Raw genomic sequence first — 19,541 nt, 5'->3', positions numbered from 1 at the left:
GTTGCCGGGGACCGGTGGCGTGTGATCGTGCAAGCAGCGTCGCCGAACATCGCTCGCTTGACGCTTCCGAGACCGTACGGTCACGCATAAGATCGGCCGGGACGCCATGATCAGGAGGGCTCCGGTTGACGAGCACGAGGGTACGTCCTCATGTCGCCCGCGTCCTGGAGCGCACCCGCGCCGTGCTGCTCCCCTTCGACGGCACGCTCTGCGACCTCTTCGCCGGCGTGGACACCGCCGCGATCGCCGAGAGGATCCGGGCCCGGTTCTTCGCCCGGGGACACCGGATGTCGCTCCTGACCTCCATCGTGACCGACCCGCTGGAGATGCTGGCGTATGCCTACCACGTCAGCTGGGCCTACGGCACCGAAGCCGAGGAAATCGTCCGGGACGCGGAGATCGCAGCGGCCAGGACAGCCGTACCCACACCGGGGGCACACGAGGTGCTGTTGGCCTGCCAGGCCGGTGGCAGAGCTGTCGCCGTGGTGGGAGACACCTGCTCCGCCGCCATGGCGGCCCACCTCGACACGCATGATCTGCGGCACCTGGCAGGGCCGGTCATCGGACGCGAACAGCGGTGGCCTTCCTCAAAGGAGCCGGCCGGTGTGGCCCTCGTCCGGCAGGCGGTGAAGGCGCTGGGCACGAAACCGTCCGACTGCGCGCTGGTCAGCCTGTCCCCTCAGGGCATGTTCGTGGCGGCGGACGCCGGCACCCGGGCGATCGGCGTGGTCAGCCAGCACACCAAGCGCAAGCACCTCGCCGCCATCGGCGACTCGGTCGTCGTCTCCTCCCTACCCCAGTTGGCCGGAGCACTCACGGCCGTTCCTCCCGCAGAGACCTTCGGCGCACCGACCAAGCGGGCCCCGCAATAGTGCTCCTCGCGGGTCCTGGCGCATCGTTCATCACCGGCCAGCCCCTCCACGTCGCCGGCGACCGGCTCCCGCACCGCACCGGCCCGGAGTTCGCCGACCCGGCACGTGGCGACTACCTCGTCGAGGAGGTGCCGCTCACACCCGCGGGTATCACCCGGATCGATCTCAAACCCGAGCCGGTCGCCCAGCTACTGATCAAGCACGCCTCACACCTGTTCCAGCTTCCTGATCTGAGGCAGACGCAGCGATCGGCCTGATGCCGGCAACCACAGGAGCGGCCCCAGCCTCCGGCGAGGACCGCGTGAGGCAGGCCGTCGAGGAGGCGTGGGCGACGGGCCGATGTGCCCCGGATGTGCCCCGGGAACCGCTCGTGACGGGATCACCGCAGGTCAGCGACCTACCGGCTCAGAACATCGAGATGTGCACGTGGTCGATGTGGTTGGCGGTGTTGCCGCCCCGGTCGGACATCAGCCGCCAGCCGGCGCCGGTGCGCACGTCGTAGTACTTCTGCTGCCAGATGATGTACATGACGCCGAGGCGGTTGCTGTTGTCGATGGCCCACTGGGCGAGGCGGTTGCCGCGCTCCAGGGCTTCGGCGGTGGGGACGCGGCCACCGGTGCTCATCATGAAGTCGCAGGCCCGGCCGCTGCCGTGGTCGCCGGGGTCGCCGGGACGCAGGCAGCCGTAACCGTAGGGCATGGGGAAGTTCTGCAGCACCAGGTTGCGCATGGTGACGGTGCGGGGGGTCAGGCCGCCGCTGCCGCTGGGGGTCTGGAAGCCGTACTTGGCCAGGAGTTTCTCGATGCGGACGCGCTGGCGCTTGAGGTCGGCGATGTCCTGCTTGAGCTTGACGATCTTGGCGTCGGCGGTCTCCTCGGCGGTCTTGGCCCGTTTGACGAGGTCCTTGATCCGGTCGAGCTGGACGGCGCGCTGGCTGGCCAGGTAGGACATGGTGGCGGCCTGGCTGAGGGCGATGGCGCCGTCGCCCTGGAAGCCGAGCAGGCCGCCGTTGTCGAGCGGGCCGCTCATGTAGGAGGTCTGGGCGAAGCGGACGATCTCCTTCTCCGCCTCGGTCAGGGCCCGCTTGAGGCCCTTGGCGTTGGTCGTGGCCTTGCTGGCCTGGACCCGGGTCTCCTCCAGGCTCTGCACCTGGCCGCGGTATCTCTCGTTGAGCTTCTTGGCCTCGAGGGTCAGCTTCTTCAGCTCGGCCTCGGGGTCGGGTCTGGCGGCGACCAGGGGGGCGGCACCGGCGACGGCCGGGGACAGGAGCAGCCCGGCGACCACGGCGAGCAGCATCGCCGAGCGGGCCGGTCTCACGCTTCGCTCACCTCCAGAGCCCCCTCGTGGACGGAGCGAAACTATAGGAGACGATCTTGGGGTCCGCCACCGGAACGAAGGAACTCACATCCCGTTGACGAACTGTCTGGCCATTTGGAGCTGTTTATCCGCATAACGGAGGTTGTGTCACATCAGCAACTCCGGCCAATCCTTGCACAAGCCATTACCCGAACACCTCCCGGACCGGCTCCCGCGGGCCTTGTCATCACAGGCAGAACATGATTCGGTTCCAATCGGCGGGAAGGGTTGTGGCCCCCTCCCCCGCGCACGACACTTGTCCAAGCAAGCATTCGTTCAAACTGTGACTCTGGCCCGCCCAGCAGGAGGCAACACATCATGCGCCAGCACGACACGCTCTTCATCGGGGGCGACTGGGTGGCCCCCGCGGGTACCGGCACCATCGACGTCGTCTCCCCCCACACCGAGGAGATCGTCGGCCGGGTCCCCGACGGCACGGCCGCCGACATGGACCGGGCGGTGGCAGCCGCCCGCCAGGCGTTCGACCACGGGCCGTGGCCCCGGATGACGATGGCGGAGCGCGCCGCGGTCGTCGGCAGGCTGGCTGAGATCTACGCGAGCCGCCAGGAGGAGATGGCCGAGCTCATCACGCTGGAGATGGGCTGCCCGATCACCTTCTCCCAGATGGCGCAGGCCCCCCAGCCGCTGGGCATGCTCCAGTACTACGCCGGGCTCGGCGCGACGTTCCCCGTCGAGGAGGAGCGGCCGGGCACCTTCGGGCCGGTGATCGTCCGCCGCGAGCCGGTCGGCGTGGTCGCCGCGGTGGTGCCGTGGAACGTCCCGCAGTTCGTCATCATGATCAAGCTGGCCCCCGCCCTCGTCGCGGGCTGCACGCTGGTGGTCAAGCCCGCCCCCGAGACCCCGCTCGACGCGTACCTGCTGGCCGAGATGGTCAAGGAGGCGGGCATCCCGGACGGCGTCGTCAACATCGTCGCCGCCGGACGCGAGGCGGGCGAGCACCTGGTCTCCCACCCGGACGTGGACAAGGTCGCCTTCACCGGCTCCACCGCCGCCGGACGCCGCATCGCGGCGATCTGCGGCGAGCAGCTCAAGCGTTGCACCCTGGAACTCGGCGGCAAGTCCGCCGCGATCATCCTGGACGACTGCGACCTGTCCTCCGCGATGGGATTCCTGTCGATCGCCTCGCTGATGAACAACGGCCAGGCGTGCATCGCCCAGACCCGCATCCTGGCCTCCCGCAACCGCTACGACGAGGTCGTGGACGCGGTCGCGGGGATGGTCCGCGGCATGCCGGTCGGCGACCCGTCCGACCCCGCCACGGGCATCGGCCCGCTGGTCGCCAGGCGGCAGCAGGAGCGGGTGGAGGGCTATATCAGGATCGGCATCGACGAGGGTGCCAAGCCCGTCGTCGGCGGCCTGGAGCGTCCCCACGACCGCGGCTGGTACGTCGCCCCGACCGTCTTCGCCGGGGCGACCAACGAGATGCGCATCGCCCGGGAGGAGATCTTCGGCCCGGTGCTGACGGTGATCCCGTACGAGGACGAGGAGGACGCGGTCCGGATCGCCAACGACAGCGACTACGGCCTGGCCGGAACGGTGTGGACCGCCGACACCGAGCGCGGCCTGGAGGTGGCCCGCCGGGTGCGCACCGGCACCTACGGCGTCAACCTCTTCATGGTCGAGAACAGCTCGCCCTTCGGCGGCTACAAGAGCAGCGGCATCGGCCGGGAACTGGGCCCCGAGGGGCTGGCGGCCTACCTGGAGTACAAGTCGATCGCCCGCCTGGGCTGAGAGCCACCCCGCGAGCCACCCCGCCACGCCCGCCCGACCGCGGACCGGCGCCACGCCCGCCCCGGAACCGGACCGGCGCCGCACCCGGGCCGAGCCGGATTCCGGTCCGCCCCGGAACCGGACCGGCGCCGCCCCCGGCTCCGAGCCGGATTCCGGCCCGGAGCCGGGCCGCACCCGCCCCGGCTCCGGGCCGGGCGGCCCAGCGCGCCCCCGCGACGCTGGGTACCGCCCGGCCACCTGAGTATGTCCCACGTGAACCAGCGTGCGGTGGTTCACGCCCTATGGACTTCTCCCGACGGATTCGACCCGTCATATGGAGGTAGACGAGCGTTATCCGTGATTGGTTCGGGAAACGACGGCAAGAGTTTGCCGGGCGATCTCGAACTCCTCATCCGTGCGGATCACCGCGACCTTGACGGCCGATCCGTCGGCGGAGACGAGCCGTTCGTTGCGCGCGTTGCGGCCCGGGTCGAGGCGGATGCCGAGGGTCTCCAGCCCGGCCAGCGCCCGCTCCCTGACCGGCGCGGAGTTCTCCCCGACTCCCCCGGTGAAGGCGATGACGTCGACCTTGCCGAGGACCGCGTAGTAGGCGCCGACGTACTTGCGGAGCCGGTGGCAGTAGACCGACAGGGCCAGCTCGGCGTCCGGGTCTCCGGCGTCCGCCCGCGCCGTCACGGCGCGCATGTCGTTGTCGCCGCACAGGCCCAGCATGCCGCTGCGGCGGTTGAGCAGCGCGTCGATCTCGTCCGTGGACATCCCGCCCGCACGGCCGAGGTGGAAGATCACCGCCGGGTCGAGATCGCCGCTGCGGGTGCCCATGACGAGCCCCTCCAGCGGGGTCATGCCCATGGAGGTCTCGACGCACCGACCGGCGGAGACCGCGGAGGCGCTGGCGCCGTTGCCGAGGTGCAGGACGATCACATTGGCCTCCGGCCCGCCCGCGAGCCGGGCCGCCTCGCGCGAGACGTAGGCGTGGGAGGTGCCGTGGAAGCCGTAGCGCCGCACGCCCAGCCGCGCGGCCACCTCGCGGTCGATCGCGTACGTGGCCGCGGCCTCCGGGATGGTGGCGTGGAAGGCGGTGTCGAAGACGGCGACCTGCGGCAGGCCGGGACGGAGCCGCCGGACGACCTCGATGCCCGCCAGGTTCGCCGGGTTGTGCAGGGGGGCGAGCGGGATGAGCTCCTCGATCCGCCCGACCACCTCGTCCGTGATCAGCGTGGGCCGGGTGAAGGTCGTGCCGCCGTGCACCACCCGGTGCCCGATCGCGGTCAGCTCCGGCGAGTCGAGGCCGAGGCCCGCCTCGTCGAGCCGGGCGGCCACGACCTCCAGCGCCGCCTTGTGGTCGGGCACCGGGGAGCCGGGCTCACCGATCCGCTCGACCAGGCCGGACGCCGACCGCCGCACGGTCTCCGCGGCGAACTGCTCATCACCCGACAGAAGCTGATATTTCACGGAAGAGGAGCCGGAGTTCAGCACCAGGACGCGGTTCACCCGTCTCCCCCCGCCGGTCTCGCCCTCCGGCCGCCGCGCCTGCGCGCTCCACTCGTTCACGGGGCGACCTCCTGGGCCTGGATGGCGGTGATGGCGACGGTGCTGACGATGTCGGTGACCAGCGCGCCGCGCGACAGGTCGTTGACCGGGCGGCGCAGCCCCTGCAGCACCGGCCCGACCGCGACGGCCCCGGCCGAGCGCTGCACGGCCTTGTAGGTGTTGTTGCCGGTGTTGAGATCCGGGAAGATCAGCACCGTGGCGCGGCCGGCGACCTGCGAGCCGGGCAGCTTGGCGGCGGCGACCCGGGGGTCGACCGCGGCGTCGTACTGGATCGGCCCCTCCACCAGCAGGTCCGGCGCCCGCTCGGCGACCAGGGCGGTGGCCGCGCGGACCTTGTCGACGTCGGCGCCGCTGCCGGACTCGCCGGTGGAGTAGGAGAGCATCGCGACGCGCGGCTCGACCCCGAACCGCTTCGCGGTGCGGGCCGAGGAGATCGCGATGTCGGCGAGCTGCTCGGCGTCCGGGACCGGGTTGACCGCGCAGTCGCCGTAGACGAGCACCCGGTCGGACAGGCACATGAAGAACACCGACGAGACGATCGAGGTGTCCGGGACCGTCTTGATGATCTGGAAGGCGGGCAGGATCGTGGCGGCCGTGGTGTGGGCGGCCCCGGAGACCATGCCGTGCACGAGCCCGCGGTGGAGCATCATCGTGCCGAAGAAGTTGACGTCGGTGACGACGTCCATGGCCCGCTCCATCGTCATGCCCTTGTGTGCCCGCAGCCCGGCGTACTCCTGGGCGAAGGACTCCCGCAGCGGCGAGACGAGCGGGTCGACGACGGTCACCTCCCCCAGGTCCAGTCCGAGGTCGCCGATCCGCCGCCGGATGACCTCCTCGCGGCCCAGCAGGGTGAGGTCGACGATGCCGCGGCGCAGCAGGACGTCGGCGGCGCGCAGGATGCGGTCCTCCTCACCCTCCGGCAGGACGATGTGCCGCAGGGACGCCCGTGCCCGCTCCAGGAGGGTGTGCTCGAACATCATCGGGGTGACCCGCTCGGAGCGGGCCAGCTCGATGCGGTCGGCCAGGCCCTCGGTGTCGACGTGGGTCTCGAAGTGCCCCAGGGCCGTCTCGATCTTGCGGGGGTTGTCGGGGGTGAGCCGTCCCTCCAGCCCCGCGAGGGTCGTGGCCACGGTGAAGCTGTCCGCCTCGGCCGTCAGCACCGGGACGCCCGGGGCCAGCCGGGCCGTGAGCGCCCGCACCGCGTCGGGGGGCTCCTCCCCCACCGTCATCACCACCCCCGACGGCCGGGCCGTCCCGGCGGCCTCGGCGGCGAGCGAGACCAGCAGCAGGTCCGACCGGTCACCCGGGGTGATCACCAGTGCCCCGTCCACCAGGTGCTCCAGGAACACCGGGAGCGTCGCCCCGCCGAAGACGAACCCGAGCACGTCGCGGCGGAGGCCGTCCTCGTCGCCCTGGAGCAGCTCGGCGTCCACGGCCTGCATCACCTGGCCGACGGTCGGCGCCGACAGCGAGGGGTTCTCCGGGATCGCGTAGCAGGGCACCGGCAGGTCGCACTCGATGGCCACCTCCCCCGGCACCCGGTTGGCGATCACCGCGAGCACCGTGCAGCCCAGGTCGGAGAAGACCTGGTAGCCGGTCCGCATCTCGGTGACGATCTCCTCGGCGCTGTCGCCGTGCGCACCCACCACCACGATCACCGGGGCGCCGAACTCGGCGGCGAGGCGGGCGTTGAACGCCAGCTCACGCGGCAGGTCGTCGGTGTCGAAGGAACTGCCCAGCACCAGCAGCGCGTCGCACTCGCGCTCCAGGGTGTGGAAGCGGGCGACCAGCCGGGAGATCAGCTCCTCGGCGCCCAGCTCGGCGTAGATCTCCGCGGCGTCCTCGGCGCTGACCCCGGTGGCCGAGGCGGCGGGGCGGTATCTGGCCTTGAGGAGTTCGAGCGTGCGGTCCTCCCCGGCGCCGGTGATCGGCCGGAACACGCCCGTCCGGTCCACCCGCCGGGTGAGCAGTTCCATCAGCCCCAGCTCGACTATCTGCCTGCCATCACCGCGCCCGAGACCGGCCACGTAGATGCTCCGCATGCGCAACTGCCCTTCCCGCCCCCGACGCGCCGCCGCCGTGCCGATCACCTCGTCGTGATCGCCGTCGTCGCGTCCCTGTCGTCAACAGTCCCTGTCGTCAACAGGAGTAAACACCTTCGGGGTGTCAGGCGTGGGAGCGGATCCACCGTCCGATGCGGCGGATCAGCTCCGGTGTCGCCGCCGACTCCGCGTGGCCGTACCCGGGCTCGACCCACAGCTCCTTCGGCTCGGCCGCGGCGCCGTGGATCTGGTACGCGTGGTCGAGCGGGAAGAACGTGTCCGCGTCGCCGTGCACGACCAGCAGCGGCGTCGGCGAGATCCGAGCGGCGGCCTCGTACGGCGCCATCGGCACCGGGTCCCACGCGTCCTTCCCGATGCGCGTCCGCTTCGCCAGGCGGGCGGCCAGCCGCCCGACCGGCCGCTCGATCGCCCAGTGCACCCGGCGCATCGGCCGGGTCCCCCGGTAGTACCAGCGGGCGGGGGCGCTCACCGCCGCCACCGCGTCCACCCCGCCCAGCAGCCCGGCGTGCCGCAGGGCCACCGCCCCGCCCATCGAGAAGCCGACGACCGCCACCCTGGGATAGCCGACCGACCGCGCGTGCCGCACCGCGGCGTCCAGATCGAGGATCTCCAGGTCACCGACGGTCGACTCGCCCCCGGAACGGCCGTGGCCGCGGAAGTCGAAGGAGACCACCCCGCCGAATCCGCCGAGCACGTGGGTGATCCGGCGGGTGGGACGCTCCCTGAGCGAGCCGGTGAACCCGTGGGCCAGGACGATCCCGAGGTCCGCCGCCCCGCGCGGCGGAGTGTGCGCGGCGTCGATCCGCACCCCGTCGCCGGTGTTGAGCATGACGGGGAACGACGGCGCGAAAGGCGTGCGACCGGGCTGAGGCATGCCCCAGAGCTTAGGGACCGCCACGGTTCTACTGCGCGCATCAACTAAAATGGGGGGGCCGCACGTCCGCGGCCAGCCTCCACGATCACAGAGTGAGACTCCATCATGCCTCTGAACAGCCGCGATGACCTGCGGAACATCGCGATCATCGCGCACGTCGACCACGGCAAGACCACTCTCGTGGATGCCATGCTCTGGCAGTCCGGCGCCTTCCGCGCCAACCAGGACGTCGACGACCGTGTCATGGACTCCAACGACCTCGAGCGCGAGAAGGGCATCACCATTCTCGCGAAGAACACCGCGGTCAAGCACGGCGGCATGACGCTCAACATCATCGACACCCCCGGCCACGCCGACTTCGGCGGCGAGGTCGAGCGCGGCCTGTCGATGGTCGACGGCGTCGTGCTGCTGGTCGACGCCTCCGAGGGCCCGCTCCCGCAGACCCGGTTCGTGCTGCGCAAGGCGTTCGCCGCCAAGATGCCGGTCATCCTGTGCATCAACAAGGTCGACCGCCCCGACGCCCGGATCAAGGAGGTCGTGGACGAGGTCTACGAGCTCTTCATGGATCTCGACGCCACCGAGGAGCAGATCGACTTCCCGATCGTCTACGCCTCGGCCAAGGCCGGTCGCGCCTCGCTGAACCGCCCCGACGACGGCGGGATGCCCGACTCCGACGACCTGGAGCCGCTCTTCCAGGTCATCAAGGAGACGATCCCGGCCCCGACCTACGACCCGTCGGCCCCGCTCCAGGCGCACGTCACCAACCTCGACGCCTCCTCCTACCTGGGCCGGATCGCGCTGTGCCGCGTCCACCAGGGCACGATCTCCAAGGGCCAGCAGGTCGCCTGGTGCCGCACCGACGGCAGCATCCAGAAGGTGAAGATCACCGAGCTGCTGATGACCGAGGCGCTGGAGCGCAAGCCCGCCGAGTCGGCCGGCCCCGGCGACATCATCGCGATCGCCGGAATCCCCGACATCATGATCGGTGAGACGCTGGCCGACCCCGACGACCCGCGTCCGCTGCCGCTGATCACCGTCGACGAGCCCGCCATCTCGATGGTCATCGGTACCAACACCTCGCCGCTGGTCGGCAAGGTCAAGGGTGCCAAGGTCACCGCCCGCATGGTCAAGGACCGCCTCGACAAGGAGCTCATCGGCAACGTGTCGCTGCGCGTCCTGCCGACCGAGCGTCCCGACGCCTGGGAGGTGCAGGGCCGCGGCGAGCTCGCGCTGGCCATCCTGGTCGAGCAGATGCGCCGGGAGGGCTACGAGCTGACCGTCGGCAAGCCGCAGGTCGTCACCAAGACGATCGACGGAAAGCTGCACGAGCCGGTCGAGCGGCTGACCGTCGACTGCCCGGAGGAGTATCTCGGGGCGGTCACCCAGCTCCTGGCCGTCCGCAAGGGCCGCATGGAGCACATGACCAACCACGGCACCGGCTGGATCCGGATGGAGTTCGTGGTCCCGGCCCGCGGCCTGATCGGCTTCCGTACCGAGTTCCTGACCGAGACCCGCGGCACCGGCCTGGTGCACCACGTGTTCGAGTCGTACGAGCCCTGGTTCGGCGAGCTGCGCACCCGCAACAACGGCTCCCTGGTCGCCGACCGCTCCGGCCCGGTGACCGCCTTCGCCATGCTCAACCTGCAGGAGCGCGGCGTGCTGTTCGTCTCGCCGGGCACCGAGGTGTACGAAGGCATGATCGTCGGTGAGAACTCCCGCTCCGACGACATGGACGTGAACATCACCAAGGAGAAGAAGCTCACCAACATGCGCTCCTCCACCGCGGACGAGACCGAGAAGGTCATCCCGCCGCGGCTGCTCTCCCTGGAGCAGGCGCTGGAGTTCATCCGCGAGGACGAGTGCGTGGAGATCACGCCCGAGACGGTGCGCATCCGCAAGGTCGTCCTCGACGCCGCGACCCGGGGCCGCAGCGCGGCCCGCGCCAAGCGCGGCAGCTGACACCCGTCCGGCCCGGTCCTCACCACGGACCGGGCCGATCCGCCCGCCGTCGCGGGCGGCCTCCGACGGCAGGGCGCCGGTTCCGCTCACGGAACCGGCGCCTTTCGCGTCGAACCGCCTTCGTTCCCTCCCGGCGCCGGTCCGCACGACTTCTTCCTCTCCCCCGGCACCGGTCCGCACGACCTCCTCACCCGGTGCGGTCCCACGGTCACCCCGGGTGCCCGCCCCGCACGACGCCTCCGCATACTCGGAAGGGAGGGGGACCGCACGGGTTTCCCGGCACCGCGGAAGGGCGCCACGAGGCTACGGGGGATTCTCATGATGCTTCGCACAACCCGTCTGGGGCTGGTCGTCGCGCTGGGCGTGCTCGGTACGGGGCTGGCCGGCGGCCCGGTCGTCGCCGCCGAACCGGCTCCGGGCCGTCCCGGACCGGCGAGCCCGACCGGGACACCGCAGCCGCCCGGGACACCGGGCACCACCGGGACACCCGGGCCGGCGAGCCCGACCGGATCACCCGGGCAGCCGGGGACGACGGCGAGCCCGACCGGATCACCGTCCCCGACCGGCGCTCCCGGGGCGTCGGGGCGCCGGGCCCGCGCGGAGATCAAGGACGCGGACGGCCGGGACGTCGGCAGGCTGCGGGTGCGGGACCTGCCCGGGGAGGGGGACAGGACGCGGGTCACGGTCGTCGTCAGGGGTCTTCCCCCCGGCTACCACGGCTTCCACATCCACGCCAAGGGAGTCTGCGACCCCCGGTCGACCGACCCGAAGACCGGTAGCCCCTTCTTCAGCGCGGGCGACCACTTCAGCCTCCGTCCGGGCGACCATCCCGACCACTCCGGGGACCTGCCCGACCTCCTGGTCAACGAGAACGGGGTCGGGCGGCTCGTCGCCGTGACCGACCGGTTCACGGTGGAACAGCTCCTCGACGGTGACGGCAGCGCCGTCGTGATCCACGCCCTGCCGGACAACCAGGCCAACGTCCCCGAGCGCTACCGCGGCGACGGCCCCGACGAGACCACCCGGCGGACCGGCGACTCCGGCGGCCGCATCGCCTGTGGTGTGATCACCGTGCGCTGACCCGGCCCGGAGCCCCGCTACCGGAGCCCGCCCGCTCCGTCGCCGGCGTCCTCGGCGGGCGGGGACGGCGGGAGCGCCGCGCCGAGCTGCCGCCGGCTGCGGACGCCCAGCTTGCCGTAGGCCCGGCCCAGCAGGTTGGTCACCGTCCGCACCGACACGCCGAGGTGCGCCGCGATGGCGGGGCTGCTGAGCCCCGCCGCCGCCAGCTCGCACACCTCCCGCTCCCGGCTGGTCAGCGGCGAGGAGGCCCGGGAGGAGGGCGAGGACGGCGCCGCGTGCGGGAGCCAGGGCGGGCGGAAGCCGTCACACTCTCCGGCGAGGTCGTCGAGACGCCGCCGCGCCGTACGGCCGCCGCCCGGCGCCGCGGCCGCGCTCTCCAGGGCCAGTCCCGGGTAGCCGAGCTCGGCGAACCGGTCGGCGACCCCGCGCAGCGCCGTGCCGTCCCGTGCGGCCAGCGCCTCGGCGTGGTCGGCGAAGAGCTCGAACAGCGGGCTGTCGCAGGCTCCCGCGGCCTCCCGCAGACGGGCGGCGGCCCTGGGCGACGGGCGGAGCCGGACGTGATAGTAGGCGCACTCGACCCCGGTGGTGAGCCGCGACTCGTGCAGGTAACGGTCGGCCAGCCGGTCGGCGAGGTCCGCGGCGTGAGCCGGCCTGCCGGAGTGGGCGAGCAGCCGGATCCGGCTGAACTCCAGCCGGTCGCGCAACCCGAGATCGCCGGGGATCAATGCGCGGAGCTGGTCCAGTTCCCGGTACGCCTCCTCCGCCTGCCCGAGGGTGGCCAGACACACGGCGTACTCACAGCCGATGAAGACCCGCATCGGGAACGGCGTGTGCTCGTCGACCAGTGCCCACGCCTCGCGCAGCGGCGCGAGCGCCCGCTTCGGCCGGCCCGCCCACATCAGGCAGTGGCCCCGCACGTGCCCGACCATGGCGACCTCGGACGGCTCCGCGCGGCGCACCGAATCCTCGTAGTAGGTCTCGACGAGGGCGAGCGCCGCACGGATCCTGCCCGCCAGCACGAGCGCGTGCACGTGGCAGGCGGCGGTCGAGCCCCGCATGGCGGGCCAGCGCGTCGGCAACTCCAGCAGGCCCCGGTCGAACGCCTCGGCGGCCTGGGCGGGCCTGCCGCGGAAGGTGAGCTGGTAGGCCCGAAGCGCCGTGGCGGCATCGGCGACCAGGGGGTTCAGCGGTTCGGGAGAGGGCCAGGGTCCGGTCCCGGCACCCCGGGCGTCCGGCGGGGCGGTCCTGGTGAAGAGCGCCAGGCCCAGCTCGGCCACGCCCAGGTCGGCGGAGCGCTCCGTACCCGAGGAGCGTGCCCGCGCCACCGCCTCGTGCGCGTCGGCGAGCCGGCTGAGCCCCCAGAACAGGTTCAGCGAACGCAATGCGATCATCTCGGCGCTGTCTCCGCCGTGCCCGGCGAGCACGCGTTCGCCGTCCGCCGCCCGCCCCTGAGCGATCAGCGCCTGACCGCGCAGGAGCTCGCCCGGCAGGCCGGGGACGTGCTGGGCGAGGTTCTCGGCGAGCCCGGGATCACCGGAGGCGAGCGCGCGCCGCCCCGCGGCCACCGCCTGCGACGGCGGCACGTCGAAACCGGCCTCCAGCCGCCACAGCACCGCCGCCGGATCGTCCGCGCCGGGAACGCCCGTCTCCGCGGCGGCGGCCACCAGCTCCCGGTGCCTCAGCCGGCGGCGCAGGGGACCGATCCCGGCGAGCAGGGCCTGCCGGTGGAACGGGTGGGACATGGTGACCTCATCCGTTCCCCCGCCGGAGACGCGGGCGACGACGGCCCGCCGCCACAGCTCGGCGGCGGTCTCCGCCCCGGCCAGGTGCTCGAACGTCGACACCGGCAGTGAGCCCGTCAGCGCGACGTACTCCAGCGTCTTCGACTCCGGCTCGCCGAACGTGGCGAGGTCGGCGGCGACCAGCTCGTGCAGACTGGGGTGCCCACCGGGTGAACCGCGCCAGGACCAGACCCCGCGTCCCCGCGAAAGCTCCCCGGTGTCGAGCCCGAGGCCGACGACACGCCGCAGCAGCAGCGGGTTGCCGCGGGTGATCCGCCACAGCACGTCGGCGGTGAGCCCGTCGACCGGCCCGCCCAGGACGTGGGTGAGCAGCCCGAGGACCGTCGCGCGCGGCAGGTTCACCAGCGGCAGCACGGTCAACGGCCCCCGGCCGCACACCAGGGCCAGGGCTCCGTCGGGGCGAGCGCCGCTGCGCGCGGTGAGCAGCAGCCTGGCACCCATGGTCCTGACCAGGTCGCCCACGGCGGTCGCCGACGAGGCGTCGAGCTGGTCGGCGTCATCGATGCCGATGAGGACCCGCCCCGCCGCAGCGCCGTAGGGGCCCCCGCCCGGGGCGTCCTGCCCGCCGACGACGTGCAGACCGGCGATCCCCACCCCGGGGATCTCCCGGGTGGCCTCGGTCGCGGCTCCGCGGACGATCAGGGCCCCCGCCTCGGCGCACCGGTCGAGGACGAGATCCGCGAGGCTGGTCTTGCCCACGCCGGGCTCGCCGGTGAGGAGCACTCCCGACCCTCCGGGCGACGCCAGGGCCGACAGGATCGCGTCCGTCTCCTTCTCCCGGCCGGTCACGGGCCACTCCGCGACGTCTCCCCCGCCGACGACGACCCCGGTGTCCTCGATCATGATTTCCGGTCGGTCGAGCGCGCGCCTGTCGCCGCCCGCCCGGTTCCCCCGCGGCTCGGTCCTCCCGCGCCGGTCCATGCCCTTTTCCATAGCTCGGTCATCGTCCCGTACCCACCGTTTCCGGCGCTTGCGAGTTGATTATTTATGTTCGTCGCCGTTTTCGGAGGGCAGAGCGAGGGCCAGGTGAACTTCCGGAGGCGAAGAAAGGGGCCGTGTGCTCCTGTACGGCGACGCGCAGGGGGCGGGCTCTCCGGCGCGAGACGGTGACACGCACGGAACAGGGTCTCCGGCGCGGGACGGCGACACACAACCGGCGCGGGACGGCGACGCACAAGAAGAGGGACCTCCCGCGCGGGACGGTGACGAACCGTGGATCGTGCGTCCCACCTGGCCGTTCGTCGGGCGGACGGCCGAGGTCGAGGCCGCCGTGGCCGGGATCGGGCGGTACGGCGAACCGGGCGTGCTGCTCGTCGGCGAGGCGGGCGTCGGCAAGTCGCGGATGCTGGAGTCGGCCGCGCTCCGCTGCCGCGACGAGGGCATGCACGTGGTGGTGACCGCCGGGGCCGAGGCGTCGAACGGGCTGCCGTTCGCGGCGATGGCGGCCCTGCTGCCCGAGCGGGGGCACCGGGACGACCCGGCGAACGTCTTCGCCGCCGCGGCCGGCACGCTGCGGGAGGCCGCCGGCGACCGTACCTGCGTCCTGGTCGTCGACGACGTGCACCACCTCGACGACGCGTCCGCCGCCCTGGTCCAGCATCTGGCCGCCACCACGGGGGCTCGCGTCCTCGCCGCGGCCCGGACCGGGTCCACCGGCGCGCCGGCCGTCGTGGCGCTGCTGCGCCGGCCGTTCGTGCGGGTGTCGGCGGTGGAGGGGCTGAACCGCGCGACGGTCGGCGCTCTGCTCGTCTCGGTGCTGGGTGGGCCGGTCGACGGTCTGACCGTCGACCGGCTGTGGCGCGTCACCCGGGGCAACCCGCTGTTCCTGCGGCATCTCGTGGAGGCGTGCCGGGCCTCCGGGACCCTGCGCCGGGCCGGCGACGTGTGGCGGTGGAAGGGGCAGATACCGGTCCAGCACCGGCTGAGCGACCTGGTGGCGAGCCTCCTGGGCGGGCTCACCGCTGAGGAGGCCCACGCGCTGTCGTACGTGGCGCACGCCGAACCGGTTCCGCTCGACGTGATCGAAACGCTCGTCGACGCGTCCGTGCTGGTGGAGCTCGAACAACGCTCGCTGATCACGGTCGAGCGGGTCCACCGTGACCTCGTGGTCCGGATGGGACACCCGCTGTACGGGGAGTCCGTCCGGGCCCGGTCCGGCGCGGAACGTCGCCGGGACGTCCACCGGGCGCTCGCCCGCGCGGTGACGCACGGCGACACGGCGGATCACGCGCGGCTGCGCGCGGTGACGTGGCGGCTGGCCGCGGGCGACCCGGTGCCCGGCGACCAGGTGGTGGGTGCCGCCCGCGACGCCCTGACGCGCTGCGACGCCCCGCTGGCCGAGCGGCTGGCCCGCCACGCCGGCACCGCCGCGGGCGCCGGCGTGCTGGCACGGGCCCTGGTGGCCCAGGACAAGGCCGGTGAGGCGGAGGAGTTGCTGAGCCGGTGCGCGGCCGGGGACGGGACGGAGCCGCCGGACGAGCTCGCCCGGCTCGCGGCGCTGCGTGCCCTCAACCTGTGCTGGAACCTGCGGCGCCCGGCCGAGGCCGCGGAGGTCGTCCGGAGCGCCCGCGTCTCGGGTCCTCCCGGCGGTGGGGCCGCCGCCGAGCTGGCCGTGGCCGAGCTGGCGCTGGCCGCCTTCGGCGACGGGTCGGCGGACCTCTCCTCCGCCGACCTGTCCTGCCTGTCCGCCGGGGTACGGGACGACGTGATCGCGAGCGTCTGCGACCCGCTCCGCGCCTACCTGGACGTCTACCTCGGCCGGCCCGCGCGGGTGGCCGACGCCTACGCGGCGGGACGGCTGGGCGGCCCGCGGGTGTGGAGCGCGATGGGGGCCGCCGCGGCGGCCTGTCACGTGGAGGCCCTCGCGCTGACGGGCCGGCTCGACGAGGCGTTCGCCGTGGCCCGCTCCGGCTACCGGACGGCCGTCGAACGGGAGGCGTCGGCCGAGGCGTCGCTGCTCGCCTTCGGGGTGGGCGTCTGCGAGATGTGGGCGGGGCGTCCGGGCCGGGCACTGCCCCGCCTGCAGGAGGCCCGCGCGCTCCTCGACGACCACGCCCCCTTCCCGATCCAGGTCTACGTCTTCAGCGAGCACGCGGTCTGCCTGGCCGCCGTGGGCCGGTTCGCGGAGAGCCGCCGGGTGCTGGAGGAGATCGGCCGCCGGCTGCCCGCCGCGTCGAACCTGCGCGGGCACCTGACCCTGGCGGAGGTCCGCGTCGACGCCCAGATCGAGGGGAGGCGGGTGAAGGCCGCCGAGGCCGGCGCCTCGCTGGGCGAGCACTACCGGTCCACGGGGTGGTACACCAAGGCGGTGGAGGCGTTCTACCACTCGGTGCGGCTGCGTCCCTCCCGTGTCGTCGCGGAGGCCCTGCACGAGGTGGCCGGCCGGTGCGACAGCGAACTGTTCGCCCTGTTCGACCGGCACGCCCAGGCCGTCGTCGGCGGGGACGTCGACGGCCTGCTCACCGTGGCGGACGCCCTGGAGGCACGGGGATACCACTCCCTGGCCTGGGAGGCCGTGTCGTCGGCGGCCGGTGTCGCCGACGGGCGGGGGGACGACCGGCTGGCGGCCCGGCTGCGGATACGGGTCCGTGACCTGGCACCGCTGTGCGAGGGGTACCGGCCGCCGTGGACGGCGAACACCGGCCCGCAGGCGGCGCTGAGCGAGCGTGAGCGCGAGACGTGCGAGCTCGCGGCCGGCGGCCTGACCAACGACGCCATCGCCGAACGCCTGTGCCTGTCCAGGCGGACCGTCGCGAACCATCTGCAGCGGGCGTACGGCAAGCTCGGTGTCCGCAGCCGGGACGACCTGCCCCGGGCGCTGGGGCTGGAGCGGCCGGTACCGCCGGTGGGCCTGGCCTGGCTCGCGGGGAACCCGCCCCCGGAACGCGACCGGCGGACCTGGGCGGCCGGCGTCCGTCCCCCGCTCGGCGCGTACCCGGTGTTGAGCGGGCCGCCGGCCGGTCTGTGAGCCGCCTGCCCAGGGGGACGCGGGAGACTCGGACCGTCGGCCGCCGGGGCACGTCCGGCGAGCCGCGTCAGCCCAGGGGTGCGGGAGACTCGGCGTCGGGCACCAGCAGGCTCGGCCGGCCTCCGCCGTCGGCCGGGACGGCCCAGACGTCGGCGTGCCGCGTGTCCCGGGCCACGCCGTACATCACCGTGCGGTCGTCGAGCCAGGCCGGCTGGTCGTCGATGCCGCGTGTCTCGGCCAGCGGCGTCTCGGCCATGGTCGCCAGGTCCAGCACGGCCGGTCGCCACGTCCCGTCGGGGCGGGGTTTCTTGTACGCCAGCCGGGTGCCGTCCGGTGACAGCGAGGGGCACTCGACGCCCTCCCGGAGCGTCCGCACCCGCCGCGCCGCGAAGTCGCCCTCCACGAGGTACTCCCGGCCGCGGGTCGACATGGTCGCGTAGAAGCGGTTGTCGTCGGCGGCGAACGTGACCCCCCAGAAGTTCACGTCGGTCGCCTCGTACGGGCGGCCGTCGAGGGTGACGGCGAAGGTCTCCAGGGTGCCCGCCACGTCCCCGGTGCGGGTGTCGAGGATGCCCGCGCGGGTGGAGAAGGCGCCGGCGGCGGCGTAGGAGTCGCCCTGGACGAACACGGTCCACGCCACCATCCGCCCGCTCGCCGACACCCTGGCCCGGCTGGGCACCCCGGCGAACGGGCTGGACCAGGTCTGCCGCAGGCTCCGGTCGAACAGCACGGTCTCGTACGAGCCCGGCGCGTCGGCCTGCTCACGCAGGCAGATTCCGGTGCCGCCCGCCGCGTAGGCGCGAACGCAGGACAGTGGCAGGACCTCCCGGCCGCGTGGACCCGCGATGACGAGCCTGCCGTACTCCGCGCCGTCGGCGGTGCTGCGCGCCAGCACACCGGACCAGAGCGGCGAGCGGGCGGACGGGGAGGCGGGCGGGGCCGCGGACAGCGTCGCCGCCGACCGCGCGTCCCCGGACAGCCGCGCGAACCCGACCGCCACCCCCGCCAGCACGACGGCGGCCACGACCGCGATCACCACCCTGCCCCTCATCGCAGCCACCGCCCGCACAGCGGGAGCGCCAGCGCCGCCCCGGCGGCGGCGGCCCAGCAGGCCGCGGCCGGCCCCCACACCTGCCAGGCGGCACCGAAGGCCAGTGACGAGACCAGGTAGGCCAGCGCCTGCCCGGTCTGCACGACCGCCATCCCGCTGGTCCGCCACCGTTCGGGCACGACCGGCCCGGTACACGCCATCAGCACTCCGTCCGTCGCGGCGTAGAACGCCCCGTAGAGCAGCAGGATCAGCGGGATGGAGCCGCCGCCCGTCGCCAGCAGCACGTACACGCCCAGCAGCGCCGCGCACCCCGCCGCCACCGTCGTGCCGCGGCCGATCCGGTCGGCGAGCCAGCCCAGCGGCGTCGCCAGCAGCAGGTAGGCCAGGTTCGTGCCCACCGCCAGCAGGGGGAACCACATGATCGACAGGTCCTCTCGGCGCTGCAGGAGCAGGTAGACGAACCCGTCGCCGATCGTGACCAGGCCGAGCAGGACGGCGGCCAGCCACACCCGCCGGAACTCCGCGGTAGCGAGCAGCCGCCACGGCGGGCTCCACGCCCGCGGCTCCACCCGCACGGCCGGTTCGCGCCGGTCCCGCACGAACAGCACCAGCAGCAGCACCCCGAGCGCCGCGGCGCAGAAACTCGCCACGAAAACCGCCGGGAACGCCTGACCCGAGCCCGCCAGCGCCAGCACCCCGAGCGCGGCGAGCGGCCCGAGGAAGGCACCCACCCCGTCCATCGTGCGGTGCACCCCGAAGGCCCGCCCCAGCATGGGCTCCGGAACCGACATGGTGATCAGCGCGTCACGCGGCGGGGTACGCAGCCCCTTGCCGACCCGGTCCGCCGCGAGGGCACCACCGATCCCGGCGACGGACGGGCCCGCGGCGAGCAGACCGAGCTTGGCCAGGGCCGACAGCCCGTACCCGAAGCCCGCGACCGCCTTGCGCAGGCGCCATCTGTCGGCCGCGTACCCGCCTCCCAGCCGGAACAGCGCGGTCATCCCGGCGTGAAGCCCGTCGATCATGCCGTACTGGACCGTGGTGAGGTGCAGCCCCAGCACCAGATAGGCGGGCAGGATCGCGGTGACCATCTCGGCGGACACGTCGGTCACCAGGCTGACCAGGCCCAGGGCGAGCACGTTGCCCGAGAGCAGACGGCGGACCGGGCCGTCCGTCCGCGCCACCGGCGCGAGCCTGGCGGTCGACAGGTACAC

General features: G+C 73.2%; 13 protein-coding genes. 6 read left to right on the top strand and 7 right to left on the bottom strand.

Annotation, left to right across the window (positions count from 1 at the left end; all coding sequences use genetic code 11):
* Positions 1-125: 125 nt before the first annotated feature.
* Complete coding sequence (locus tag F4562_RS22835; RefSeq protein WP_184541232.1) at positions 126-872, top strand: HAD family hydrolase; 747 nt, start codon at positions 126-128, stop codon at positions 870-872.
* Positions 872-1,129, top strand: coding sequence for an NUDIX hydrolase (locus F4562_RS22830; RefSeq protein ID WP_184541233.1), 258 nt, complete (start codon positions 872-874; stop codon positions 1,127-1,129). Before F4562_RS22835 ends, F4562_RS22830 begins: the two co-directional genes overlap by 1 nt.
* Before the next feature lie 148 nt (positions 1,130-1,277).
* Here the strand turns inward: F4562_RS22830 and F4562_RS22825 are convergent, their stop codons facing one another.
* The gene (locus F4562_RS22825; protein WP_184541234.1) at positions 1,278-2,189 is read right to left on the bottom strand and encodes a coiled-coil domain-containing protein; all 912 of its coding nucleotides are present in this window, start codon (positions 2,187-2,189) and stop codon (positions 1,278-1,280) included.
* Positions 2,190-2,546: 357 nt separating this feature from the next.
* Here F4562_RS22825 and F4562_RS22820 point away from each other — a divergent pair, with 357 nt between their 5' ends.
* The gene (locus tag F4562_RS22820; RefSeq protein ID WP_184541235.1) at positions 2,547-3,980 is read left to right on the top strand and encodes an aldehyde dehydrogenase; all 1,434 of its coding nucleotides are present in this window, start codon (positions 2,547-2,549) and stop codon (positions 3,978-3,980) included.
* 330 nt (positions 3,981-4,310) lie between these two features.
* On the opposite strand, the gene F4562_RS22815 is transcribed toward F4562_RS22820, so the two are convergent.
* The 3 genes from F4562_RS22815 to F4562_RS22805 form a co-directional block, all read right to left on the bottom strand.
* On the bottom strand, positions 4,311-5,531 hold the full coding sequence (locus F4562_RS22815) for an acetate/propionate family kinase (RefSeq protein ID WP_311733970.1): 1,221 nt from the start codon (positions 5,529-5,531) through the stop codon (positions 4,311-4,313).
* Complete coding sequence (gene pta / locus F4562_RS22810) at positions 5,528-7,573, bottom strand: phosphate acetyltransferase (protein WP_184541236.1); 2,046 nt, start codon at positions 7,571-7,573, stop codon at positions 5,528-5,530. Before pta ends, F4562_RS22815 begins: the two co-directional genes overlap by 4 nt.
* A gap of 124 nt (positions 7,574-7,697) precedes the next feature.
* Positions 7,698-8,468, bottom strand: coding sequence for an alpha/beta hydrolase (locus F4562_RS22805; RefSeq protein WP_246473516.1), 771 nt, complete (start codon positions 8,466-8,468; stop codon positions 7,698-7,700).
* Between the two features lie 105 nt (positions 8,469-8,573).
* Between F4562_RS22805 and typA the strand changes: the two genes are divergently transcribed.
* Together typA and F4562_RS22795 are read left to right on the top strand one after the other, a co-directional pair.
* Positions 8,574-10,427, top strand: a complete 1,854-nt coding sequence (gene typA / locus F4562_RS22800) for a translational GTPase TypA (protein WP_184541237.1) — start codon at positions 8,574-8,576, stop codon at positions 10,425-10,427.
* Between the two features lie 318 nt (positions 10,428-10,745).
* The gene (locus F4562_RS22795; RefSeq protein WP_184541238.1) at positions 10,746-11,507 is read left to right on the top strand and encodes a superoxide dismutase family protein; all 762 of its coding nucleotides are present in this window, start codon (positions 10,746-10,748) and stop codon (positions 11,505-11,507) included.
* 17 nt (positions 11,508-11,524) lie between these two features.
* Here F4562_RS22795 and F4562_RS22790 read toward each other — a convergent pair whose 3' ends face one another.
* Entirely contained in the window at positions 11,525-14,230 is a 2,706-nt protein-coding gene (locus F4562_RS22790; RefSeq protein WP_184541239.1) for a helix-turn-helix transcriptional regulator, read from the bottom strand.
* Between the two features lie 298 nt (positions 14,231-14,528).
* Between F4562_RS22790 and F4562_RS22785 the strand changes: the two genes are divergently transcribed.
* Entirely contained in the window at positions 14,529-17,276 is a 2,748-nt protein-coding gene (locus tag F4562_RS22785; RefSeq protein WP_184541240.1) for an AAA family ATPase, read from the top strand.
* 67 nt (positions 17,277-17,343) lie between these two features.
* Here F4562_RS22785 and F4562_RS22780 read toward each other — a convergent pair whose 3' ends face one another.
* Entirely contained in the window at positions 17,344-18,327 is a 984-nt protein-coding gene (locus tag F4562_RS22780; protein WP_184541241.1) for a TolB family protein, read from the bottom strand.
* Positions 18,324-19,541, bottom strand: coding sequence for an MFS transporter (locus F4562_RS22775; RefSeq protein WP_184541242.1), 1,218 nt, complete (start codon positions 19,539-19,541; stop codon positions 18,324-18,326). Before F4562_RS22775 ends, F4562_RS22780 begins: the two co-directional genes overlap by 4 nt.

The sequence above is a fragment of the Streptosporangium becharense genome (assembly GCF_014204985.1).
GTDB classification, from domain to species: domain Bacteria; phylum Actinomycetota; class Actinomycetes; order Streptosporangiales; family Streptosporangiaceae; genus Streptosporangium; species Streptosporangium becharense.
Note: the sequence above shows the minus strand (reverse complement) of the source record. Positions and strands in the feature narration are given on the sequence as shown.

Bases quoted from the DNA above. Each gene is read 5' to 3' on its own strand.
- F4562_RS22820 (WP_184541235.1), top strand. From the start codon at position 2,547: ATGCGCCAGCACGACACGCTCTTCATCGGGGGCGACTGGGTGGCCCCC.
- pta (WP_184541236.1), bottom strand. From the start codon at position 7,573: ATGCGGAGCATCTACGTGGCCGGTCTCGGGCGCGGTGATGGCAGGCAG.
- F4562_RS22790 (WP_184541239.1), bottom strand. From the start codon at position 14,230: ATGGACCGGCGCGGGAGGACCGAGCCGCGGGGGAACCGGGCGGGCGGC.
- typA (WP_184541237.1), top strand. From the start codon at position 8,574: ATGCCTCTGAACAGCCGCGATGACCTGCGGAACATCGCGATCATCGCG.
- F4562_RS22805 (WP_246473516.1), bottom strand. From the start codon at position 8,468: ATGCCTCAGCCCGGTCGCACGCCTTTCGCGCCGTCGTTCCCCGTCATG.
- F4562_RS22780 (WP_184541241.1), bottom strand. From the start codon at position 18,327: ATGAGGGGCAGGGTGGTGATCGCGGTCGTGGCCGCCGTCGTGCTGGCG.
- F4562_RS22795 (WP_184541238.1), top strand. From the start codon at position 10,746: ATGATGCTTCGCACAACCCGTCTGGGGCTGGTCGTCGCGCTGGGCGTG.